This is a genomic window from Methanobrevibacter sp. V74 (genome assembly GCF_963082495.1).
In the GTDB taxonomy this organism is placed as follows: Archaea; Methanobacteriota; Methanobacteria; order Methanobacteriales; family Methanobacteriaceae; genus Methanocatella.
Genome location: NZ_CAUJAN010000002.1, coordinates 304,136 through 328,436, shown reverse-complemented (window position 1 = coordinate 328,436; position 24,301 = coordinate 304,136). Strand labels below are relative to the sequence as shown.

The window sequence follows — 24,301 nt, the reverse complement described above, 5'->3', positions numbered from 1 at the left end:
AAAATGCTTAAGATGGACTCCCATATTCACAGTGAATACTCTCCCGATTCCAACTCAAAAATTGATGATATTTTAAAAACCGCACAAAAGGAAAATATTGACATAATAGCTATAAGTGATCACAATACCGTTGATGGAACTAGCGAAGTTTTGGCAAAAACTAGGAACACCGATATACTAGCAATTCCGTCAATAGAAATCTCTTCCACACTCGGCCATATTCTTGGTTTCGGGTGTGAGGAAAACATACCTAGAGACTTATCACCTGAAGAAACAATAGATAAAATTCATGATTTGGGAGGTCTTGCAATAATACCTCATCCATATTGTTTTTATAGACACGGCCTTTTATGTAAAATTGATTACAAGAACTTGAAAATTGATGCGATAGAAACTAAAAATGCAAGATTTATTATTGGATATTGCAACAATAAAGCAAAAAAATTAGCAAAAAAGGAAAACATTCCAACATTAGGTGCTAGTGATGCACACTACTGGAAATTTGTCGGTGATTGTTTTAGTTTAATTGATTGTGAAAAAGATATAGACAGTGTCTTAAAAGCTATATTAAAAAGTAATGTAGAGGCTCATGGAAAAGGAACTTCAAACATATTGCTTTCAAAATACCTCTTTGAAAGAAATGTATTAAAGAGATTTTGATAAAACTCTTTGTTTATCTTATAACCCTCATCAACACCATATAATACATTATTGCTTCATTCTATTTTTAAAATCAGAATTAAAATAACATTTAAACATATCCTGTTTGTTCTAAGTGCATGCATGAAAATATCTAAATTACGCTCTTTTAATTAACAATAATTTATTCATGGAATCAAGAACTGCTAAAATACTGGCCATAACAATGTCCTGATTAGTGGATCTGCCGGTTGATTTGTTGTCATCTGAATCTGAACTGATAACGAATACCTCAGCTAATGCATCAGTACCTCCGGTGATAGCTTCTAGATTATATTCTTCAAGTTTAATATCAACGGTGTCCTTAACCAATAAACGAATTGCATTTAAAGCGGCATCAACCGGACCTACACCAGTGCTTGAAGCCTCTTTTTCATTCCCATCAATTTCCAATTTAACTGTTGCAGTGGGAGAAACATTGCCTCCCATTGAAATGCTTAAACCTTTCATAATGATTGGAGTTTCACGAGCAGATCCAAGTTCAGTAATGGCAATAGCAACCAAATCATCATCAGTAACACATTTGCCACTATCCCCTAAAGATTTAATTTCACTGAAAACCTTTTCAAATTGCTTATCATTTAAATCAATGTGATATTTTTTTAATTTTGATTTTAAAGCATTGGCTCCAGTATGTTTTCCTAAAACGATTCTTCTAGAATGACCTACCATTTCAGGTGACATTGGTTCATAAGTAGAAGCATTATTTAAAATACCATGAACATGAATGCCAGATTCATGGGCAAAAGCATTGGCTCCAACAATAGGTTTGTTAACAGGCATTTTTACTCCGGTTAAACGTCCAACCAAATTAGATAAACTATATAATCTTGTTGTATCAAGTCCCAAATCAATATCATATGAAGCTTTAAGAGTCATGACTAACTCCTCTAAAGAGCAATTACCTGTTCTCTCACCTAAACCATTGACAGTGACATGTGCCTGATTAACACCGCATTCAATAGCTGTCAAAGTATTTGCAGTTGCTAAACCAAAATCATTGTGGAAATGGACACTTAAAGGGATTTTGAAACTATCCTTTAAATCTGTGATTAATTCATGAGTTAAAATTGGAGTTAAAATACCGACTGTGTCAGGAACATCTAAAAAGTCAGCTCCTGAACTTACAACCTCTCTGTAAACTTCAACTAAAAAATCCCTTTCTGTTCTTGTTGCATCTTCAGCTGAAAACTCAACAGTCAAACCATGGTCTTTTCCATATTCAACAGCCTCGCAAGCTTTTGCTATAATTTCTGATTTAGACATTTTCAATTTATAATCACGATGCAATGGGGAAGTACCTATAAAAGTATGAATATATTCTAAATCAGCATCAAGAACTGCATCAACATCACTTTTAAGAGACCTTGAAAGACCAACCAAAGTAGAATCCAAATCTAGAGATTTGATTTTTCTTGCAGATTCAATTTCGCCTTTTGAAGAAGCTGGAAACCCCACTTCTATTTTATCAACCCCTAAGTTATTGAGTTTTTGAGCGATTTGGATTTTCTCATCAACAGTTAGTGCAACACCGGGTGTCTGCTCACCGTCTCTTAAGGTTGTATCAAAAATATAAATTTTTTCAGACAAATTCATATTTTCTTTTTTTAATGTTTCTATATTTTTCATAAATACTCCACCTTTAAGAATATTATATAATAATTTAATATAAATACATTACAAATACATTAATATGAAACTTGGTTTTACAACACTAGCTGTGTTCATGGAAGATAACAATAAAATCATAGACCTGGCAAAAAAACACGGATTTGAAATAATTGAGATTTTAGGTGAAGATCCCTTTTATGAAAATGACAATGGTGAGTTTAAAGACTGCGGTCTTGATGTGAGAATTCATGCTGCAACAGTTGACATAAACATAGCAAGTCTAAACAAAGGGATAAGACTGGAAAGTGTTAAACAAATGATTGAATGTGGACACTATGCTGAAAGCATTAATGCGAATACAATAACTGTGCATCCTGGAATCATTGGAAGAAATGAGCCTCATCTTAGGAAATGGGCACTTGAATATGCTGTTGAAAGTATTGGGGAGATAATTGACAATACCAATGTTGAAATTTCGGTTGAAAACATGCCGGTCAATGGAAAATTTTTAGGCAATAAAGTTGAAGAAATTGAGATGATTCAAAAAGAAACTGGGTGCTGTTTGACAATTGACACCGGTCATGGAAACACATGCGGAAACCTTGAAGAAATGTTATCTTTAAAAAATATCAGCTATTGTCACTTAAATGATAATGATGGTAAAAAAGATCAACATATTACCTTAGGCAAAGGTACACTTGATTTGAATTTGCTTAAAAAAATAGATACAGCAATTATCGAATTAAACAACTTTGATAATGTCTTAAAAAGTAAAAAAGTCATTGAAAACTTATAATTAATTATTTTTTTATAAGTTATTAGATATAAGTTATAAGTTAAAATAGCTAAAAAAATAAAGTTAAAAATCAATATTGGTGACTTCAAAAATATCATTTATAACATAATCCGTCTTATCCAACATCTTTGGAGATACTTCTTCCTGTTGCTCGATTGTTAAAACACTAATATCCGCTTTTTTAAAGGCTAAAATATCATTAAGACCATCTCCAACCATCATGACTTTATAACCTCCTTCTTTTAGAATAGAAACAACTTCACATTTGCCTCTTGTAGAAACAGTTCCATATGCATTTTCTTCGGGAACATCTAACATGTTAGCCAATTTATTAATTGCTCCCTTTCTATCTCCTGATGCAATATATATTTCAATGCCGCGGGACTTTAATATTTCAATCGTTTCTAAAACTTTTGGGAAAAATTTGCCTGCTGAAGTAATGGTATATGCAACCTGGCCCAAATCCATGTCAACAATTAAAGCTGACCCGTTGCACAATTCCATAGTAGGAATCTTTTCACGTAAAATATCGAATCCGTCGGTGATATCATAGATTGCAGCTGTTTTTTCATTGTCAAGAATTTCTTTAACTTCCGCCTTAGAAACCTGCTTGGTAGAGAAACTAATGTCAAAATCAATATTGAATTGTTTAATAACATCTGAAATTAAAGTATTTTGATCAAGTTCCAAGAGTTTGTTAGTATTGAATTGAAGAACAACTAAAGCAAGAGCGTCTGCCGCTTCTATAATTTCCAAAGAATTAATATCCGTAAATACATTACCATTTAACACATCTTTAATAACCCTATACCTTTCAATCAATGTTCCTGAGTTATCAAACACCACTGCCTTTTTCATGATTATAATACTATTTAAAAAAATATTTAAAATTTGTGAAAAAGTTTTCATTTAAAAACTAGGTGATTTCTTTAAACAAGTTTTTCATGACGTTTTGGTTGATTTTTATAATTTAAAGCCAATACATCCACTATCTTGAAATGATTTAAGTGGGTAAATTAATCAAAAAATAATCTGTCACAAGACTAAATGAGTGTAAAAAAGCAACTTTATAAACCTTGAAAAATAGAGTAATAGTATTATAATTTACGATTATTAAGGTGTTTTAATGAACGTTATTGAAAAATTAAACTCCATTAAACATGGAGAAATGACAGCTAAAGAAAATGTTGAAGGTTTCATTAAAGTTATCGATGAAAATAACGAAGAAATTAATGCATTTATTGAATTAAACAAAGAAAATGCATTGAAACAAGCGGAAGCTATTGATGAAAAAATAGCAAAAGGCGATGAAGTTGGTACTTTGGCTGGATTAGTATTTGGTATAAAAGCAAACATTAATGTTGAAGATTTAATTATTTCTGCAGCTTCCAAAACCTTAGAAGATTATATTGGAAGTTATAACGCAACTGCTGTTGAAGAAATCCTTTCTGAAGATGGTATAATCATTGGTATATTGAATATGGATGAATTTGCAGCAGGAAGTTCAACCGAAACTTCTTACTATGGACCTACTCAAAACCCGGCGGCCATGGGCAGGATTCCTGGAGGTTCCTCTGGTGGTTGTGCGGCAGCTATTGCAGCTCAAATGTGTGATATATCCATTGGTTCGGATACTGGAGGATCCATTAGAAATCCTGCATCTCACTGTGGTGTTATTGGATTCAAACCAACATATGGTGCTGTTTCAAGACAAGGTTTACTTGACTTATCAATGAGTCTGGATCAAATTGGACCTTTGGCAAATGATGTGAGTGGAATTGCACTAGCATTAAATACTATTGCAAAATATGACCAAACTGAATGTACAACTCTCAACTGGGATAAACCGGACTTTACTGAAGTATTAAAAGACACTTCCTTAGAAGGTATGAAAATAGCTGTATGTAAAGAATTTATTGAGGTTACAGATGATGAAATTAACGCAACTGTAAATAAAGCCATTAATAAATTAGTTGAAGCTGGTGCTGAACTTGTTGAAATGAGTTTTGATTATATTGATTTGTGTTTACCTACTTACTACTTAATTAACTATGTAGAATTCTTCTCTGCTACTAGAAAATATGATGGAAGGGATTATGGTTCTAGAATCGAAGATGTATGTGGAAATGAAGTATTAAGAAGAATTAAAATTGGTTCACATATTGCAGAAGCTGAATTTAGTGGAAAATATTATAAACAGGCATTAAAAGCAAGGTCTGTAATCAGAGGAGAAATTACCTCAATGCTTGAAAATGTTGATTTAATTGTTGGTCCTACTGTTCCTAAACTTCCTCATGAAATTGGTGAAAAGTTAGAGCCTATGGAAATGTATGCCTACGATATTTTAACAGTGATAGCCAATCTAGCAGGTATTCCGGCAGCAAGCATCCCTGCAGGTGAAGTGGATTCTATTCCTGTTGGTTTGCAAATTCAAGCAAAACCATTAGATGATTTAAAAATTATTAAGGCCATGAGTGTTTTTGAAAACACAAAATAAACCATTTCAAAGTTTTGTCTTCAAAAGCAATATTACTCTGATGGGACTTTCCCATCTGCATATTTTTTTAATTAATTGATTTATAGATAATCCATTATTCCTTTTATTTTATCAAAAGAACTGCTGTCGTACTAATGAATAACAATGACTCTTCAACCACTGCTTTTTTCTACTGAATTACCTAAAATACATGTAGTTTTAATCCATTTCATCAATTATTTATGCAATTCATGAATTCACATTTCTCTATAGGATCTTAAGCATTTCTGTTTAAATAATAAAAGCTGAAAGTTAAAGAGCTTTTTTAGGTATAATTGAACTTGAACTTTTTTGAAAATTATATAAATTTCATGATTTTTTACACTTGAAATATACCTTTAAATATTATACTAATAAAAAACAATAGAGTAGTAGAGGTTATTTTATGACAAAGATTGGACTTGCCTATATTAATGGAGCTGTTCCAGGATTTGAAGATTTTGGAAACTTGCCAACCGATGTTGTAGGTGAAAACGGATTAGTTAATGGTAATAAAGCTTCAAAAGAACTTGATGCATTAATAATACCTGGTGGAACATTAATTGAATCAAATGAGATTGATATTCCATTAAACAGAGAAATTAAACATATGGCACGTGATGGAAAACCTATTATTGGCATATGTGCAGGATTTCAATTATTATCAAATCAAATAGATATCGGCCGTAAATCTCCGGTGCCGATTCTTAAAGAAGGTCTTGGAATAATTGATGTTGATTTCTCACCATTGATTACAAGTGACCGTGTAGTTGCAAAAGTATATAATAACTCATTTTTAGTAAAAAACCAAAAAGAAGATGTGACTGGTTTTCATACTCACACTTATGGTAAAGTAGAAGGTGATGCTAAAATTCTGTTTTATTCAAAAGTTCAAAGAATGAATTATGGCGACACTAACAAAAAAGGTGATTATAACCTCTTTTCAGGTGCATGTAACGATGATGGCAATGTTATAGGAACAATGATTCATGGAATTTTAGATGAAAATCCGATTATTGTAAACAATCTATTAGAACAAATAGATGCTACAAATACTGATGAAATTTACAATAGAAACAAGGAGGTTAAAAAATATTTAAAAGGTGAGATCGGAATCAATACAGGTATTAAAATACCGTCGATTAAAGGAAATAAAATGCCAAAATACTTAATGATCGGAAGTAATGGGTCTGACTCTGGCAAGACTTTCATTTTAACCGGTCTTGCAGGTGCATTAACAAAAAGAGGTTATAAAGTAGCCCTTCTAAAAGTAGGTCCAGATGTACGTGACATTATACCTGGATTATATTTGACCAAAGGAAAAATGGAGGACTTCGCATCTGTCAAAATTGGACATTTAGGTTGGGCAGATATTGAATCTACAATAGACAGGTTGAATAATTCGGACTATGATATTGTACTTATTGAAGGAGTAATGAGCGTGTTTACTGGTATTTTAAATGAAAAAGTTCCTTTTTCAGCTGCTGAAATTGCAATGTCATCAAATATACCTATGATTCTTGCATCAGGCGTGAATAAAGGTGGAATTGAATCTGCAGCAATCGATTTAGTTTCCCATGCGAATATGCTGGAAAAACTTGGAGTTTCAGTAGAAGCAATTTTACTTAACAAGGTCTACAATGATAAGATATTTGATAATGTAGTTCCTTATATTAAAAACAACACACATGTTGAAAATGTTTTAAAACTTCCAAAATTAAAATCTGGAGATATGCGTGGATTTATTCCAGAAGTTGAAATAAGATATGATTTATTTACTTCACATGCAATGGATTTAATAGAAAATAACTTAGATATCGATTCAGTAATTAATATGGCCCATGAAGTTGAATTTAATAAAATTTACTCATTTGATGAAATTAAAAGTAAGGTGATATAATGGCACTTAATTTAAGTCCTGAAAAAGGAGTCAAACTAACTAAAAAAGACAAAACTCATATTTTAAAAAAAATGAAGCATGGTTGGAAAGCAACTTGTTTAATACCGGAATATACTTTTGACGGTGAAGGCAATATTCAAATAGCTTCCGATAAAAATCGTCGTGCTGTAAAAATTGTAAAAATTTTAGATGATGGAATTCACATTGAAAAAGCACTTAAAAATAAAACATTGAGAATATCATATGATAAAGTAGTTGAAATAAACAATTCAAAAGAAGTTCGTGACGGTTTAGAAATTAAAATGAGAGACGGAAAATACGTCTCATTCAGCATTTATAATTCCTATAAAATTAAACAAAATACAAAATTTATTTCAGATTATATAGCTAGTAAAAGCTAGCTATTCTTTTAAATATTCATTGATGATGTCTTCGCCTTTAAGCAATATAAGATTGTTTTTTTCTGCATATTTACAAGCATCGGATATTGAAGTGGCTTTTCCGGTTTCACCATCCATCATCTCACAAACCACACAAACAGGAGTAACTCCAGCCATTTCACATAATGCAAGGCCGATTTCAGTATGTCCCTGCCTATTTTTAACAAGTCCATCTGCTCCTCTTAAAAGACACACATGACCTGGGGATCTAAATGTTGCACCGAATTCATCAAATCTTTTTTCCTTCATCATTAAAGCCATGTCACTTATGGTTCTTGCTCTGTCATAATCTGTTACGCCAGTGAAAGATTTTCTGTGATTAACCCAAATGGAAAATGATGACCTATCATCATATGGAATATCATTTGGTGCAAGTTCACTAAGTTCTGGATATTTTTCACTAGCTGCTTGCATAATGTCAACCATAAACGGCAAATGAATTTCATCACAAAAATCAGAATGCAGGCAATTGCAGATTAAACCACCAGCATCATTTCTCATGGTTGCAATTGATTTAGGATTTACAAATTCAGAAGCGATAATCATATCAACTTCCCCTTCCCTATCATCATCATCGAAAACCAGTACAAATTCTCCATTTCTAATTGCTTCGAAAGCTTTCTCTAATTTTGTTTCATGATTCATAGTAATATCTCCTTATTTACTAGAACCAGGGCTAAAAATAACTATTATCTTCTCTTTCATCCGGACTATCACCGTCGGTTTTGGAATCTCACCAAATCAACACCGTTGTGCTCGTGGACTTATTTTTTTAAAATCACCACCGGTGGAGACTTTCACTCCGCCCTGAGAACGTATTATCAAATATATTATTAATAGATAAAATACTTTATGGTATTACAAAAAAAACTCTATTGATAAAATGTCACCATCCTTAATAGATTTTATATCCCTTAGCTTATCCTTGCATATAAATTCCAAATAATTTTCTTCATGAGTTGTTTTAGCTGGAAACACAATAGCTCCTTTAATTTCATCATTTAAAATGGCTTTAATATATTTTACAGCACCAAAACCTTCATCAGGTTTTATTAAGTTTTTACAATTGTTTTTCAGTTCATTTATATTGTCTAAATACTTTTCATTAATAATTAAATTTAATGTTCCAGGAAATGGTATAAATCCCAAATTTTTTTCAAACTCTTTAGTGTAAAATTCCTGTGATAAAAAATATGCCGCTTTTCCAAAACCCGTTGTAACTTCACCCTCAATTTTCATCAAATACCTTCCAATTAAATTACATAAATAGACAAGACTATAAAAAATTTTTACCATATCTTCAATTAAACAATATTAAAATATTAAACACTTAAATATTATCTGAGAAATATAGATTCAATACTAATAATTAATTATTTTTGATTAATAAATATTTTTGAAGAAATTTATTTAACAATAAAAAAACATAACAAGTTATTAATAAAAATTTTACAGGGTAATGGAAATGGAAATAAAAACTATCTCAACAGATGTATTAATTATCGGATCTGGCGGAGCAGGTTCAAGGGCAGCTATTGAAGTTGATGATTCAGGTTTAAAAGCAATAATTGTGTCAAAAGGTCTGTCATTTAGGTCTGGCTGTACCGGAATGGCAGAAGGAGGATACAATGCAGTATTCAAAACTGTTGATAAAGACGACTCAACTGATGCACATATATTTGACACATTAAAAGGTGGAAGCTATTTAAATGATGAAAAATTAGTCGAAATTCTTGTAAATGAATCTCCGAAAAGGCTAATTGACCTTGAAAACTACGGCGCATTATTTGACCGTCAAGAATCAGGAAAAATAGACCAAAGACCTTTTGGAGGTCAAACCTATAGAAGAACTTGTTATCAGGGAGATAGAACTGGTGCAGAATTATTAAATGCACTTAAAGAAGAAATTATTAAAAGAGACATTGAATGTATCGAAGAGGTTATGATATCCTCTTTAGTTAGTGATAAAAACCAAGTTATCGGTGCAATAGGCCTTAGATTAAAAGATTCCACCATAATATACTTTAAAGCTAAAGCCGTTATCCTTGCAAGTGGAGGAGCTGGACAATTATACCCTGTAACATCCAATACCTTTCAAAAAAACGGAGATGGTTATGCAATAGCTTATCATGCTGGAGCTGATCTATTAGATATGGAACAAGTGCAATTTCACCCAACGGGTATGGTAGCACCGGAATCCAAAAAAGGAGTGCTTGTTACAGAAGCTGTAAGGGCAGAAGGGGGAAAACTCATAAACCGTGATGGTGAAAGATTCATGAGTAAATATGCTCCTGAAAAAATGGAATTGGCAACACGTGATGTTGTTGCAAGATCTATCTATCAGGAAATCGTAGAAGGTAGGGGAACTGAAAATGGTGGAGTATACCTTGATATTTCACATTTAGATGATGAGTATATTGAAGAAAAATTAGAAACAATGGTTTTACAATTTGAAAATGTTGGTGTAGATATTAAGCATGGCCCAATTGAAGTTGCTCCAACAGCACATCACTTTATGGGTGGTTTGAAAATCAATCCTGATGCATCAACTTCATTAAAAAATCTTTTTGGAGCGGGTGAAGTCTGTGGAGGAGTTCATGGAGCTAACCGTTTAGGTGGAAATGCTTTAGCTGATACCCAAGTATTCGGTAAAATCGCAGGTGAAAGTGCAAGTGAAATAGCTAAAACAACTGAACTGAAAAGCAACTATGAAATGGTTAAAGCAGAAGCATCAAGAATAGAATCTTTAATCAAAAAAGGTTCGATTAAACCAAAAGAATTTAAAAATAATATTAAAAAATTGATGTGGGAAAAAGTAGCTATTGTACGTGACGAAAAAACCTTAAATGAAGCATTAGCCCAACTTCAGGAAATGAAAAAAGAAATTGTTAATTTAGATGTTAAAAATACAAAGCAATATAATGATGATCTATTAACCGTGTTGGAAATAATTAATATGGTCGATATCTGTATTTTAACTGTGAAATCAGCAATATTGAGAAAAGAAAGTCGTGGGGCACATTATAGAAGCGATTTTCCTGAAACCAAAGATGAATGGAAAAAGAGCATAGTAATAAATAAAAATGAAATAAAATTCGAAGCTAGATAGCTTCTTTTAATTCTTTTATAGCTTGTCTGGCTTTGGCATAAATTTCATCTTCATCTAAAGTAGTTAATTTTTTATTTTCCATTAAAATTTTACCATTGCAAATAGTGGTGTCAACATTAGAACCGTTTGCTGAATAAACAATATTAGATGACAAAGCCGAACTATCTGGTGTCATATTAGCTGAAGCCGTGTCAATTAAAATAAGGTCTGCTTTTTTGCCGACTTCAATAGAACCAACCTCCTCACTTAAACCTAAAGCTTCAGCACCTTTAATGGTTGCCATCTCAATTGCTTCATCTGAATTTAGAACTTTAGGATCAAATGTAGATACTTTTTGAAGCAAGCTTGCTGTTTTTAACTCTTCTATCAAATCCAAATTATTATTTGAAGAAGCGCCGTCTGTTCCAATAGCCACACAAATATCATTTTCAATTAATTTTGAAATAGGTGCAATTCCTGAAGCTAATTTCATGTTACTGCAGGGATTATGTGAAACTTTAACATTGTGTTTTTTAATTATTTCAATTTCTTCGTCACTGAGCCATACACAATGTGCTGCTATAACATCCGGACCTAAAAATCCTATTTTTTCTAAATATTCGAATGGCCTTAGACCTTTTTCTTCTAAAATATCCTTTATTTCTTTTTGAGTTTCAGAAACATGAATATGAATTCCCATATTATATTCATCCGCTAATTGACGAACTTTAATTAATAATTCTTCAGAAGCAGTATATGGAGAATGTGGGCCAAAGAAAACTTTAATCCTTCCATCTGCCATGGCATTGCAGGCATTGTATAAAGCTAAATTTTCTTTAATCTCAGATTCTCTTTTATCAGCATCCCCGAAGTCTATCATTCCATATGACAAAACTGCCCTTAAACCAGAGACATCAATTGCATGTGCAACATCCTCCATATAAAAATACATGTCACTAATGGTTGTTGTTCCTGATTTAATTAATTCAACTGCTGCTAAAAGAGCACCAATATAACAATAATCACCATTAAGATTTGCTTCTATTGACCAAATATGATCATTTAACCAACTATCAAGACTTAAATCATCTGCTAAACCTCTAAATAAAGTCATGGATAAATGAGTATGAGTATTAATAAATCCTGGAAGTAATATTTTACCTTCTGCATCGATTACTTTATCAATATTACTTTCATCAATTTCATCGGAAATTTCTGCTATTAAATCATTTTTAATCAATAGTGATTGTTTCTTATTTTCAAAATTATTTGGGTTTAAAATTAATGCATTTTTGATTAATATAGTATTATACATAATAACACCTTAAAAAAAAATAAAAAAAAGTTAGTTAAAAACTATTTATAAGTTTTTGATAGCTAATTTAATATCTTCTGCTTTAACAGTTTTACGTTTTGCGATTTTAGCAACGCTGTTTGCTTCTTTAGCAACATTACGTGCAACTTCTTCTAAGTATGCAGCTAATTCATCCTTTGCATCTTCGCTGACTCTTTCAGCACCAGATTCTTTAATGATTCTTGCGATAGGAGCTTTTGGTATTTCAGACATAGTTTTCACCTCACAAAATTCAATTATAACTTATTATTAGTACCATTAATAATAAGTTAAATAACAATATAATACATCTTAATATTTAAATATTTTGTTTAATTTCAGTTATAATTTAAAAATGAGTTATAAAAATTAGAGATAAAATAAAAATAAATCTAAAAGTTAATAAAATATTAATAAAATGATTAATATATTATTATCAATAAAAAAAATCTGAGAAGATATGATGAAAATTAAAATTGCCGTTCCTTCAAAAGGAAGAATTAGTGAACCTTCTATAAACATATTAGAAAAAGCAGGTTTAGGATTAATCGATAAAAATAATCGTAAATTAATTTCTAAAACATTTAATGAAAATATAGAAGTCATGTTTGCAAGAGCGTCTGATATACCTGAATTCGTCAATGATGGTATTGCAGATATGGGAATAACTGGTGTTGACTTAATTAAAGAAAGCGAATCAGATGTTAGTGAATTACTTGATTTAAGATTTGGACAAACAAAATTAGTCTTTGCTGCTCCTGAAGAATCTGATATAAATTCAATTAAAGACATTAAAGAAGACATGAAAGTGGCTACTGAATTTCCAGTTTTGACTAGAAAATACTTAAATGAAAAAGGATTGGATTTGAAAATTGTTAAATTAAGTGGATCTACTGAAGCAGCTCCATTTATTGGCATTGCAGATTTAATTACTGACTTAACAAGCACTGGAACAACTCTTAAAATGAATCATTTAAAAATTATCGATTCGATTTTGGACAGTACCATTAAACTCATTGCAAATCATGATAGCTTATCTGAGAAAAAAGAGTTAATTGAAGCTGTCAGCACAAGTATCAGAGGTGTGCTTGATGCTGATAGGAAAAAATTAATTATGATGAATGTTGATGAAATTGATTTAGATAAAGTCAAAGAAGTTATGCCATCAATGGGTGGTTTAACAATGTCTAAAGTATTATCTGGTGAAAATACTGTTGCTGTACAAGCTGTAATTGATGAAAAACAAGTATTTGAACTTGTAAACGATTTAAGAAATGCTGGTGCTCGTGATATTTTAGTTGTGCCAATTGAAAGAATAATATAAACATTATTACTAGGAACATCAAAGTTTAAAATAGTTATATAAAAAGGATTTGATTAAATGTTTAGATTAAAAAATATAATTTCAATAAAAGACTTTGAAAGAGAAGATATTGAATATATTCTCGAAGAAGCATCTAAACTAGAAAATATTGCTAAATCAAAAGAAGTTTCAGAGGAATTAAAAGGAAAAATATTAGGTTTAATGTTTTTTGAACCATCTACAAGAACAAGAATGTCATTTGAAACAGCTATGAAACGTTTAGGTGGAGAGGGCATTGGTTTTGAAAATAGTAGATCCAGTTCCGTGTCAAAAGGTGAAAGTATTGCTGATACTGCTAAAATGTTTGAAGGATACTGTGACGCTTTAGTTATTAGACATGAACTTGAAGGGGTTTCAAAATTCATATCAGATATTGTGGATGTTCCGGTTATCAATGCAGGTGATGGTGCAGGACAACACCCAACTCAAACATTGCTTGATTTATACACAATTAAAAGAGAAATAGGTCAAATTGATAATTTGAAAATAGCTTTAATTGGAGATTTGAAATTTGGTCGTACAGTGCACTCCCTATCAAATGCTTTAGGATTATTTGAAAATATTAAAATTTATTTAGTATCTCCACCTGAACTTAGAATGCCTCAAGAAATTCTTCATGATTTAAATAAAACCAATGTCAGATATGAAGAATCAGATAACATTGAAGATGTTATTGATGATATTGATATTTTATATATAACCAGAATTCAAAAGGAACGTTTTGGTGACATTGAAGAGTATTTGAAAATTAAAGGTGCTTATGTTATTAACAAAAAAATGTTGGAAGGCAAAGATTTGATAGTTATGCATCCTTTACCTAGAATTGATGAAATTGACAGTGATGTGGATAATACTAAATACAATAAATATTTCACACAAGCTGCAAATGCAGTACCTGTGAGAATGGCAATTTTAAAAACATTAATTAAAAACAATCCTAAATAGTATAAAAAGCTGTTTCCAGTAAGTTTTCATCACATTGAAGTTTGATAATATTGGTTCTTCCTTTTCCACGTCCACGTGAAACCGTGTTGGTTGATATTAAACCTAATAATTCAAGGTCATTAATAAAATCAAATATTCTTCTATAAGTTACAGCGTCTTTTTTAGAAATATCTGTGTATGTCTCATATAGTTTACCTGAGGTAATTTCTTCATTTTTCTTTGTTAAATTCAAAATAGCTTCTAAAAGTCTTTGTTGTTGAAGTGGTAATGTAGATAAAATTTCACTGACTTTATTGTGTTCTATTCTATCTTTAGCTTTTCTTACATGATTGCTTGTCACTTTTTTTGAAGATTCGTCAAATGCTAATTCACCAGCATTTTTAAGTAAATCTAGAGCATATCTTGCATCACCTTCTTCTTTAGCGGCCATTGCTGAGCATAATGGAATCACATCAGATTCTAAAACATTATCCTTAAATGATAGCTCAGCTCTTTCAGATAAAATATCTGATAACTGATCTGCTCCATATGGTGGAAATACTATTTCTTTATCATTTAAACTACTTGTTACTCTTGATTTAATTAAATTTTTAAAGTCCAAATAATTACTAATTGATAAAACCGATACATTATCTGTTCTTGTCAGGGTATATAAAATCCCATCCCCATCTTTATCAAGCAATATATCAATTTCATCTAAAATAACAATTAAAAGTAATTTACCTCTACGGATACTTGGTCTTTTAAAAATATTTCTAAATGTATTTACAACTTCAGCTTTTGTCCAGCCACGATTTGGTACATCACGTCCAAGTCTATTACATAACTCAGCAATGACTTGATATTCTGTTGTATAATCAGTACATCTAATATGTTCAATTTTAACAAATACATTTTCATTATTTGCAAATTCCAGCAGTTGTTCTCTTGCAAATTTAGAGGTAGCTGTTTTTCCAGTACCTGTTTTACCATATAAAGTAACATTTGATGGAGTAACACCATCTAATACATCAACCCAACATTTTGCAATTTGCCTTATTTGTTCATCTCTATGTAGTAATTTATCTGGTAAGAATCTATGATCAAGAGGTGTTTTATTTTTAAAAATATTGTTTTTCTTAGACCTCCCAATAAAGTTTTCATCTTCAAAAATATTTCCCATGTTTTCACCTAAAAAAATAAAATTATAAAAAAATATGATAAGTATAATTTCCAGTGTTAATATATTAAAAAAATATTTAATAAAGTTTTTTATTACAAACTTGTAAAAATGTATGAAAAAAACATTATTTATGAAAAATTATTTTAATTAAATTGATTAGTTTAATGAAATACTAATTAAAATCAATTATAACCATGAAATTAGTATTAATATTAATTTATTCTTATTTTAAATAAATATAAGAAAATTAAATTTTAAATATGAAATAGTACAATTTCAAATATAAGATAACAATTTCAAGTGTAATTTTTTGAGAAAAATAGTATCTATTAACTTTTAGATTAGCCTAAAAATATTAATTTCAAAAATATTATCATCATTTAACATTAACAGAGAGAGGTGTATTTCAAGTGTAATGCTTTTCATGTGAAAAGCTAAAATGAAGACATACATTTCAAGTGTAAAAAAATCAAAATCGCGTGAAAATACTTTAAATCAATAGATAATAAATAAAAATTCTTTAAATTAAAAAATAAGAAAAAATAATAAAGATAAATTTCAAGTGTTTACACTTGAAATACACCTCTTCAATCTTAATATATCCTCAAAAAGGTTACACTTGAAATGCACCCCCCTGTCTCTAAATGAACATGTCATTTTCATTAGAGGAAGTTCCAGTAATGTTAGGTCTGGTGAATTTTTGGTCAATTAACCAAACACATTGTAATTTAGCTTTAAATACTCTTTTAATGGTTTTAATTAATTCATGTTTGGTCAAACCATCTTCAAATATCTGATCTGTAACAACAAATTGTTGTAATATATCTTGCACAACTCTAAGTTCAAAATCAACTAAATAACTGTTTAAACTAAAATTTAATGCCATGATGAAATCCTTTTTAGTTAAAGCGTCAGCATTATTCATTAAATTTAAATGTTCTTGAGCAACTTTAGTAGCACAGGCAATAAGAATAAAATCTTTACCTTTTGGTTTAATAACTTCCATTATATTATCTTTTGGAAACTCAATAATAAAATGAAAATCTGCATTTTCATCATATCTGACTTCACGTATGAAATCTTCTTCAGATAACCATTGTTTTACATTTTCTTCAATGCTCATAATATCATCTTATTTAAAAAAATATATAATAAATTATTTATTTTTTTATTATATATATTAAACTATGATTGAATATATTAATTTATTTAATGATATATTATTAATAAAAATAAACAATATCACCTCTCTAAACATATTTATATTTATTGTTTCAGCTTTAATATTTTCATTAGCTATTGATATTGTATTTGGTGAATTGCCAACAAAAATTCATCCTGTTGTTATAATAGGATTAATAGCCAATTTTTTCAAAAAAATATTTATAAAAATTGAAAACAGATTATCCGGATTGTTGGTTATTGCTTGTGTGTGCTGTGTCTCAAGTGTAATATTATACATTATATATTTAATTTCATCAATAAACATCATATTTTTATTTATCATATTCACAATACTGTTGTCATCCACATTTTCTGTTAACATGCTTTTACAAACTGCTGCTGACATTAAAACCGCATTATACGATAATATTGATAAAGCAAGACAGTTAGTATCATATCTTGTAAGTCGTGATACTGATGAATTAACAGAATCATTTATTGTTTCAGCTGCAATTGAAAGTCTAACTGAAAATATAACAGATTCATATGTTGCTCCAATTTTCTATTATTTTATTTTCGGCATAGTAATATTGCATTGTACTATAAATAATCAGTTGTTTTATTTGTTGTTAATTCCAATGTTGTATAGAATTTCAAATACACTTGATGCGATGATTGGTTATAAAACAGACGAACTGATCAACATTGGTTTTTTTCCAGCTAAAATCGATGATGTTTTAAATTATCTTCCATCAAGAATTGCAGGAATATTCATCGTGTTTTCAGCTTATCTGCTTAAGTTAGATGGAAAAAATGCATTTAAAGTAATGATTAGAGATGCAAGAAAATGTCCTTCACCTAATTCCGGTTATACAATGGCCACTACTGCAGGAGCATTGAATATCCAATTGATTAAAAAGGGAACATATATTTTAGGTGACAATAACAAATGTATAACTAAGGAAGATATTTCAAAAGCAGTTAAATTGTCAAAATTAAGTATTTCATTATATACTCTGACAATTGTTTTATTATTTATATTAATATTTGTGATATTATGAAAATAGCAATAATTTCTGTATCGGATAAAGGTCAAAAATTAGCAATTGATTTAAAAAAAAGGTTAGAGTTAGATTCAACTATAATTAAAACTGATTTATATCATAAAAATGTTAAAAATTATTTTCCAATATTATTCCATGAATATGATGCAATTGTAGCTATTATGGCATCTGGAATATTGATTAGATCTATTGCACCATTAATAGAATCTAAAGTAACTGACCCTGCTGTATTGAATATTGATGATAATGGTAATTTTGTAATATCCACACTTTCAGGTCATCTTGGTGGTGCAAACGAGTTAACACATAAAATTTCCAACTTAATTGACGCAACACCTGTCATTACAACGTCAACAGATGTGAATAAAAAATTAGGCATTGATATTTTTGCACGTGACTTGTATTTATCAATTGACAATACAAAAGAGATTTTATACTTTAATAAAGCTATTTTAGACGGCAGGGAAATTTCTTTAACAATTAATCCCAATTGCAATTTTGACTACTTACATGAATATTTAAATAATAATACACTTGAAATCAATGTCTCAATTTATTATTCATCAAAAATAAATACACATGAAATACATGTTTGCTTAGATGAACATAAAATAATATTAAAAGAGAGAAAAATAGTTGTTGGAATTGGATGTAAAAGAAACAAGGAATGTAAATTTATTTATGATGCCTTAAAAAAATCATTAATTGAATTGAATATTTCAACTGAAAGAGTAAACATGCTGGCATCAGCTGAAATTAAGAAGGACGAAAAAGGCATATTGGAATTATCTGATAAATTAAATGTACCGGTTAATTTTGTTGAAATGGATAAATTAAAGCTATTTAGTTCAAATGATGTTAGTAAATCTGAATTTGTAAAATCAAAATTTGGAATTTATGGTGTTTGTGAACCTTCAGCTTTAATAACCGCCGGTTTTGATTCAAAACTGATTTATAAAAAAACTTCTTACAATGGTGTTACAATAGCTATTGCTGTTTGTTAGTTAAAATAATAAAAAAATAGTAAAAAGTAAATTAGATAGCTTCTAATTTAGATAAAACTTCCCAAATTAAAGTTCTGGCATGTACTGGAATGTTAGGATCATTACTAATCTCATCTAATTTTCCTAAAACAGCACTAATTTTTACGGACTGATCTTGCTCTTTATTGTTTAATAAATCACAAGATTGATTCGCGGCCTCTCTAATATTGCGAGGAACAGTGTTATTACCTGCAATATATTTAAGAATTTCACATACTTCGTCAACTGATTCATTACTCATTATACTCCCTCCAAAATATAATATTTAAAATAAGTAAAATAACTAGTAGATAAATATTTGTTCGTAATATATTTAAATACTTTGTGGTGTTGTATTTATTTTACATTTTTAGAAAAATATATATTAAAATAAATTGAACTATTATACATGTCAGATATAAGTAAAACTACAATAAATTTACCTAAAGATTTAAAAAAAGAATTGAAAAAATTAGCAATTGATGAAGATACTTCATTATCAGGATTAATCATTAAAATGATTAAAGAAGGATTAGAAAGTAGAAATAAATCAGATGTAATTTCAGAAGAGAATTAATTAAATCTCTTCAGCTGAATTCAACATCAATGTAATAAATTGAGTTTTTGCGGTCTCTTCAACAAAAACTGCAAGTAACATAGCTTCTTTTAATTGATCGCTTACACAAATCACACCATGATTTTTTAGAAGCAATACATCTCCATTGCCAAGTCCTTCACAGGCATTTATTGCAAGTTCCTTACTTCCAGGTTTTTCATATTCAATTGATGGTAAATATGGTTTTTTTATTTCTCCAAAACCTTCTAATCTTTTGAGCTTTTTATCTGAAAAAGCAAAGCCAGTTGCATATGGAGAATGTGTATGTACAATAGCATTAACGTCAGGTCTTTTTTTATAGATTTTTAAGTGCATATCAACTTCAGAAGAAGGGCATCCTTTTGTTAATGCTTCACCATCCATATTAACTAATACAATATCCTCTTCTTTTAATTCAGATAACGATTTTAAAGTAGGGGTTATTCCAATTACATTTCCAAACCTTGCACTAATGTTTCCAGATTTACCGGAAACTAGTCCTTTATCATAAACATTTTTTGAAACACTAATAATCTCAGCAACATTTTTTTCCATTAAATAACCTCTATACAAATTTGAAATGTCTATATTTTCCTTTATGAAGGATTGGAACTTGAGCAGGAGTAGGTTCAATATTATAAATTTTTTGGAATTCAGTTTGAGTCTGAAACGTACCTGAATTGATTAAATGAACACCTTTGAATTTTTTATAACTGTTAACGTGAACGTGACCTGTATGGAACACATCTGGCACTTCATCTATTACGAGATAATCTTCAAGTTCTGAAGCAAGGGGAGTACGTTCACCATATAACGGTGCTAGATGTCTTTTCAATAGTAATTCTTTCATTATCTCATCATTTTTCTCATATGTGAAATCTTTAACAGCCATCACCATGTCATCAAAACTACGTCCATGGTAAATTAATACATTAATTCCATCTAGGGACACGACACCGGGATTAGAAATAAATTCCACATTATCAAGTTCATATAATGCTTTTGCATATTCTTCAGGAACAGCAGGCTGTGGTTCAGCTACTCTTGATGCATCGTGGTTTCCAGGAGCAATAATTATTTTAATATCATTTCTAACATTACCTAAAAACCTTGCAGCTTCATTATATTGTTCCGTAATATCTTTAATTGCAAGTTCTTTATCTTGATTTGGATATACACCAATACCATCTACAATATCCCCACCAATTACAAGATATTTAACACTTTCAGCAACTCTTCTCTGTTCTTCATCTCCAAAATCACAGTTAATCCAATCAATAAATCTTTGAAACGCATCTTCAAGGAATGTTAGGCTTCCAATGTGAACGTCAGATAAAAACACGATGCTGAAATCCATTTTTTTGTCTGGAACTTTTAAAACACCGGGATTAATGATTTCTTGACCAAAAGCAAAGTGCGGATCATCACTTTTATTTGCAATAACTCCAACAACTTCATCTTTGACAAGCTTTTCAGCTTCTCTGAACAGTTCATCGTTTTTATTTGAAAACAAAACGGAAATTTCACCAGTATCATCTTCAAATTCGACGATTTTATGACCATTTTTACTGGATCTAATTTCTCTGACCATCAATATCAAACTTAAGCTCTGTTGTGAATCGTCAATATCATTAATTTTAGTATAATTCCTGAGTTCTGGTCTTTTTGATAAGATATTGGCCAGTTTTTCATATCTACTTTTAAAGTAAGAAATTAAGTTTTCAAGTTCACCACTAGTATATGATTTTTTACTTGTATCTTGGATGATTTTAAAATCATATTTAACATCGGTTTTTTGTTCATTTCTTTTAAATTTAATTTTAGTATCCTTAATAGTTTCAGAAGCTTCTAGAATCTCTTTATTAACATGTTTTTCCGGTTTATCATTTTCTTTTTTAAGATTTTCAATTGAAATGGGCTTTTTAACTTCTGTTTTGCCGGATTTAATCTTTGTTATTTGTGGTGTCTCATCAACTGTTTTTTTAACATTAATTAAAGTTTCCTGATTATCTTTTTTAGAAGTAGTTTTATTTTCTGTTAGTTCATCGACAGTTTCAGCACTAACGGAAACCAAGTCTTTTGATGTGAATCTATCACTTTTTAATTTAACTATTAAATTAGATGCAAAATCTATAGGGTTTTCTGCATTAATGACCTTATCATATGCTTCAGGTGATAGGTTTATTCCTTTTTTTGCAAACTTTAATAGAATTTTATTAGTTGACATATTGATAAAAATTTTATTTTTCTATGTTAATAAACTTTGAGAATTTAGGATTACAATTTTAATTTGACCTTATGATTTGGGTTATATTTATTATCTATTAAAAATATAATTTAGCATATTATAATATTTTATATTTAGAAATTCAGTTTGTGATAAAAATGGCGAATAAAATACTTAAAATTATTTTAATTGTAGTGTTATTTGTTGTATTTTTTGAATTAGGTCTTTTTAGTTCCTATACTATTGTTACAGCTGAAGCTCCAAACATTCATGGGTTAATTGATATGCAGGTCACTAAAATCCAAGAGATTTTTAACCCTGAAAAAGTTAATGATGCTTTAATTAAAGATCCAACACCTGTAAACATTACAAATAAAAAGGATGTTGCACAGAAAATGGAAGAGCTATCGAAAGTAGACGGAGTTAATGTTGATTCAATGAATATTACAACCTATGATGATACGGATAATAGTAATTTAACCGTGAATATTGAAGCTTTAGGTTATGCTTCACCAAATTCAACTTCAGGACAAATTGTGATTAGCCAGGATCCATCATATAAAGTAATAGCAACAGCCAACGCTGCATATAAAGATACAGGTTTAAAAGTTGAAGAAGATACTTTAACAATTACCTCTGTTTTAAAATTGTACTAGTGATATTATGATTAATGTAATAGGGATTGGTCAAAATAGAGAAAACATGACATTAGGTGCCCTAAAAGCTATTGAAGAATCTGATGTTATCGTTGGTTATAAGAAATATATTAACCAAATAGAAGATTTAATTGAAGGTAAAGAAATAGTTAAAAAAGGAATGGGTGACGAAATAGCAAGAGCTGAGTTTGCAATTAAAAAAAGTAAAGAAGGCCAAACCGTTTCATTAATTAGCTCTGGAGATCCGGGGGTCTTTGGAATGGCTAATGTATTATATCAAATAGTAAGTAAATATGATGATGTTGATATTAAGGTTTATGCAGGAGTATCTGCACTAAATTATGCATCAAGCCATTTAGGCGCTCCATTAAATGATTTTGCAGCAATAAGTTTGAGTAATATTTTAACTCCATTATCTGAAATAGAAAAGAAGTTAAGATATGCACTTGAAGCAAATTTAATTGTTGCAATTTATAATCCAATAAGTAAAACACGTAAAGAACCATTTAGAAGGTTTAAACAATGTGTTTTAGATGTTAAAGGGGAGAATTCATTAATTGGTATTATAGATAGTACTTTTGAACCTCCTAAAACAACTATTGTTAAAATTAAAGATTTAACTGAAGACATTGTTAATATGTCTTGTACTTTAATTGTTGGAAATGATCTTACGTATGTTCAGGATGATAAGTTAGTAACACCTAGAGGATATGTAATTAGGTCTAAAATACATCCGCTATCACAGAATCATTATGAAAAATTTTTAAATGGTGAAATAGTACATGGACCAAACAGAGAATGTGAATTTTATCCATGTCATTTTGAGGGTCAATATTGTGATTTCTGTTATTGTCCGTTTTATCCATGTGGAGATTCTTCAACCGGTGGGGAATGGATTAAAGGCAAAGGGGTATGGAACTGCAAAGATTGCCTTTGGTTACATACTCAAAAAGCAGTTGAATGTTTAAGAGAACCTTTAGAAAGCATTCTTGAAAATGTTGAAGATTTAAAAACAAAGAAAAAAATTTTATTAAAGATTAGACGAGCATGTTTATTAAACAATAATCCAAAGGATTTTTAAGGGGTATTTAATTGTCAATTAAAAATTTATTAATAGAAATGAAAAATATGTCGGAGTTAATGGTTGACTTAGCTTACTCAGCAGTTTTATTTAATAGCAAAGCAGCCGCTGAAGAGGTATTAGCTTTAGAAAATGAAGTTAACTCCATGAATTATGAAATTAAAAAAGAGTCGTTAGTAGCGGCAAGGTCTTATGAAGATGCAGAAAAGTTAACTGCACTTCTTGAGATTGCAGAAGCCGCTGAAAGTATTGCAAATGCGGCTAAAGATTTAGCTGATTTAGTAATCACTGGGTTTAAACCACATCCTGTATTTAAAAGAGTCATGGAGGAATCTGATAAAAGTATTGTTAGAGTAACAATAAATGATGATTCTGATTTAGCCAATAATACATTAGGTGATTTATTATTGGTTAATCGTACTGGTATGCGAGTAATTGCAATTAGAAGAGGCACATCATGGATTTATGGACCTGATAAACATACCACATTACTTGCAAGTGATACATTAATTTTAAAGGGAACAGATGAAGGTGCAGATTTACTTGAAAAATTAGCTGCAGGAACATGTTCTCTTGAAGATATTTCAGAAGAATTAGATGATGAAATTTAAAAGAGTTGATAATATGATAGGTAGTGATA

Annotated in this window: 25 protein-coding genes and 1 riboswitch; of the genes, 14 read left to right on the top strand and 11 right to left on the bottom strand. The window is 30.0% G+C overall.

Annotated elements, in window-relative coordinates; genetic code table 11:
- Positions 1-3 precede the first annotated feature (3 nt).
- Positions 4-660, top strand: a complete 657-nt coding sequence (locus Q9969_RS04265; protein ID WP_305554820.1) for a PHP domain-containing protein — start codon at positions 4-6, stop codon at positions 658-660.
- Positions 661-798: 138 nt separating this feature from the next.
- Here the strand turns inward: Q9969_RS04265 and Q9969_RS04260 are convergent, their stop codons facing one another.
- Entirely contained in the window at positions 799-2,328 is a 1,530-nt protein-coding gene (locus Q9969_RS04260; protein WP_305554816.1) for a 2-isopropylmalate synthase, read from the bottom strand.
- 97 nt (positions 2,329-2,425) lie between these two features.
- Here Q9969_RS04260 and Q9969_RS04255 point away from each other — a divergent pair, with 97 nt between their 5' ends.
- Complete coding sequence (locus Q9969_RS04255) at positions 2,426-3,106, top strand: sugar phosphate isomerase/epimerase family protein (protein WP_305554813.1); 681 nt, start codon at positions 2,426-2,428, stop codon at positions 3,104-3,106.
- 63 nt (positions 3,107-3,169) lie between these two features.
- Here Q9969_RS04255 and Q9969_RS04250 read toward each other — a convergent pair whose 3' ends face one another.
- A complete protein-coding gene (locus Q9969_RS04250; protein WP_305514319.1) occupies positions 3,170-3,964 on the bottom strand; it encodes an HAD family hydrolase in 795 nt (264 codons plus the stop codon).
- Positions 3,965-4,232: 268 nt separating this feature from the next.
- Between Q9969_RS04250 and gatA the strand changes: the two genes are divergently transcribed.
- The 3 genes from gatA to Q9969_RS04235 all read left to right on the top strand — a co-directional run bounded on the left by gatA (position 4,233) and on the right by Q9969_RS04235 (position 7,922).
- Positions 4,233-5,603: an Asp-tRNA(Asn)/Glu-tRNA(Gln) amidotransferase subunit GatA gene (gene gatA, locus Q9969_RS04245; RefSeq protein WP_305554810.1), complete on the top strand. Its 1,371-nt coding sequence runs from the start codon at positions 4,233-4,235 to the stop codon at positions 5,601-5,603.
- Between the two features lie 424 nt (positions 5,604-6,027).
- On the top strand, positions 6,028-7,521 hold the full coding sequence (locus tag Q9969_RS04240) for a cobyrinic acid a,c-diamide synthase (protein ID WP_305554807.1): 1,494 nt from the start codon (positions 6,028-6,030) through the stop codon (positions 7,519-7,521).
- Positions 7,521-7,922: a hypothetical protein gene (locus Q9969_RS04235; protein WP_305514313.1), complete on the top strand. Its 402-nt coding sequence runs from the start codon at positions 7,521-7,523 to the stop codon at positions 7,920-7,922. The genes Q9969_RS04240 and Q9969_RS04235 overlap by 1 nt, the downstream gene beginning before the upstream one ends.
- Here the strand turns inward: Q9969_RS04235 and ribB are convergent, their stop codons facing one another.
- On the bottom strand, positions 7,923-8,606 hold the full coding sequence (gene ribB / locus Q9969_RS04230; RefSeq protein ID WP_305554804.1) for a 3,4-dihydroxy-2-butanone-4-phosphate synthase: 684 nt from the start codon (positions 8,604-8,606) through the stop codon (positions 7,923-7,925).
- 44 nt (positions 8,607-8,650) lie between these two features.
- Positions 8,651-8,780, bottom strand: a riboswitch (FMN riboswitch).
- A gap of 39 nt (positions 8,781-8,819) precedes the next feature.
- Positions 8,820-9,200 (bottom strand): DUF120 domain-containing protein, encoded by a 381-nt coding sequence (locus tag Q9969_RS04225; RefSeq protein ID WP_305514308.1) that lies wholly within the window; start codon positions 9,198-9,200, stop codon positions 8,820-8,822.
- Between the two features lie 226 nt (positions 9,201-9,426).
- Here Q9969_RS04225 and tfrA point away from each other — a divergent pair, with 226 nt between their 5' ends.
- Entirely contained in the window at positions 9,427-11,070 is a 1,644-nt protein-coding gene (gene tfrA / locus Q9969_RS04220; RefSeq protein ID WP_305554801.1) for a fumarate reductase (CoM/CoB) subunit TfrA, read from the top strand.
- On the opposite strand, the gene Q9969_RS04215 is transcribed toward tfrA, so the two are convergent.
- Together Q9969_RS04215 and Q9969_RS04210 are read right to left on the bottom strand one after the other, a co-directional pair.
- Positions 11,063-12,367: an amidohydrolase family protein gene (locus Q9969_RS04215; RefSeq protein WP_305555017.1), complete on the bottom strand. Its 1,305-nt coding sequence runs from the start codon at positions 12,365-12,367 to the stop codon at positions 11,063-11,065. The two genes, tfrA and Q9969_RS04215, sit on opposite strands and share 8 nt — an antisense overlap.
- Before the next feature lie 42 nt (positions 12,368-12,409).
- Positions 12,410-12,616, bottom strand: coding sequence for a histone family protein (locus Q9969_RS04210; RefSeq protein WP_305514306.1), 207 nt, complete (start codon positions 12,614-12,616; stop codon positions 12,410-12,412).
- A 229-nt stretch (positions 12,617-12,845) separates the two neighbouring features.
- Between Q9969_RS04210 and hisG the strand changes: the two genes are divergently transcribed.
- Positions 12,846-13,706, top strand: coding sequence for an ATP phosphoribosyltransferase (gene hisG / locus Q9969_RS04205; protein WP_305554798.1), 861 nt, complete (start codon positions 12,846-12,848; stop codon positions 13,704-13,706).
- 57 nt (positions 13,707-13,763) lie between these two features.
- Entirely contained in the window at positions 13,764-14,690 is a 927-nt protein-coding gene (gene pyrB / locus Q9969_RS04200; RefSeq protein ID WP_305554794.1) for an aspartate carbamoyltransferase, read from the top strand.
- Here the strand turns inward: pyrB and Q9969_RS04195 are convergent.
- Together Q9969_RS04195 and Q9969_RS04190 are read right to left on the bottom strand one after the other, a co-directional pair.
- Complete coding sequence (locus Q9969_RS04195) at positions 14,683-15,852, bottom strand: orc1/cdc6 family replication initiation protein (protein ID WP_305554791.1); 1,170 nt, start codon at positions 15,850-15,852, stop codon at positions 14,683-14,685. The two genes, pyrB and Q9969_RS04195, sit on opposite strands and share 8 nt — an antisense overlap.
- A 640-nt stretch (positions 15,853-16,492) precedes the next feature.
- Positions 16,493-16,975 carry a DUF2299 domain-containing protein gene (locus Q9969_RS04190; RefSeq protein ID WP_305554788.1) on the bottom strand — a complete coding sequence of 161 codons (483 nt, stop codon included), beginning with the start codon at positions 16,973-16,975 and terminating at the stop codon, positions 16,493-16,495.
- A gap of 64 nt (positions 16,976-17,039) precedes the next feature.
- Between Q9969_RS04190 and Q9969_RS04185 the strand changes: the two genes are divergently transcribed.
- Together Q9969_RS04185 and Q9969_RS04180 are read left to right on the top strand one after the other, a co-directional pair.
- On the top strand, positions 17,040-18,077 hold the full coding sequence (locus Q9969_RS04185) for a cobalamin biosynthesis protein (RefSeq protein WP_305554785.1): 1,038 nt from the start codon (positions 17,040-17,042) through the stop codon (positions 18,075-18,077).
- Positions 18,074-19,084 (top strand): cobalt-precorrin 5A hydrolase, encoded by a 1,011-nt coding sequence (locus Q9969_RS04180; protein WP_305554782.1) that lies wholly within the window; start codon positions 18,074-18,076, stop codon positions 19,082-19,084. The genes Q9969_RS04185 and Q9969_RS04180 overlap by 4 nt, the downstream gene beginning before the upstream one ends.
- A gap of 31 nt (positions 19,085-19,115) precedes the next feature.
- On the opposite strand, the gene Q9969_RS04175 is transcribed toward Q9969_RS04180, so the two are convergent.
- On the bottom strand, positions 19,116-19,364 hold the full coding sequence (locus Q9969_RS04175) for a UPF0147 family protein (RefSeq protein ID WP_305554779.1): 249 nt from the start codon (positions 19,362-19,364) through the stop codon (positions 19,116-19,118).
- Positions 19,365-19,511: 147 nt separating this feature from the next.
- On the opposite strand from Q9969_RS04175, the gene Q9969_RS04170 reads away from it, so the two are divergent.
- A complete protein-coding gene (locus Q9969_RS04170) occupies positions 19,512-19,679 on the top strand; it encodes a ribbon-helix-helix protein, CopG family (RefSeq protein ID WP_305554776.1) in 168 nt (55 codons plus the stop codon).
- On the opposite strand, the gene Q9969_RS04165 is transcribed toward Q9969_RS04170, so the two are convergent.
- Together Q9969_RS04165 and Q9969_RS04160 are read right to left on the bottom strand one after the other, a co-directional pair.
- Positions 19,680-20,252, bottom strand: a complete 573-nt coding sequence (locus Q9969_RS04165; protein WP_305554772.1) for a class II aldolase/adducin family protein — start codon at positions 20,250-20,252, stop codon at positions 19,680-19,682. It lies immediately after the preceding gene.
- 10 nt (positions 20,253-20,262) lie between these two features.
- Complete coding sequence (locus Q9969_RS04160) at positions 20,263-21,924, bottom strand: DNA-directed DNA polymerase II small subunit (RefSeq protein ID WP_305554768.1); 1,662 nt, start codon at positions 21,922-21,924, stop codon at positions 20,263-20,265.
- Positions 21,925-22,082: 158 nt separating this feature from the next.
- Between Q9969_RS04160 and Q9969_RS04155 the strand changes: the two genes are divergently transcribed.
- Genes Q9969_RS04155 through Q9969_RS04145 form a run of 3 tightly spaced genes read left to right on the top strand, consistent with a single transcriptional unit; the run spans position 22,083 to position 24,272 of the window.
- A complete protein-coding gene (locus tag Q9969_RS04155) occupies positions 22,083-22,580 on the top strand; it encodes a hypothetical protein (protein WP_305554765.1) in 498 nt (165 codons plus the stop codon).
- A 7-nt stretch (positions 22,581-22,587) separates the two neighbouring features.
- Positions 22,588-23,661, top strand: a complete 1,074-nt coding sequence (gene cobJ, locus Q9969_RS04150) for a precorrin-3B C(17)-methyltransferase (protein ID WP_305554762.1) — start codon at positions 22,588-22,590, stop codon at positions 23,659-23,661.
- A gap of 11 nt (positions 23,662-23,672) precedes the next feature.
- A complete protein-coding gene (locus tag Q9969_RS04145; protein ID WP_305514290.1) occupies positions 23,673-24,272 on the top strand; it encodes a potassium channel family protein in 600 nt (199 codons plus the stop codon).
- The last annotated feature ends 29 nt before the right edge of the window (positions 24,273-24,301 follow it).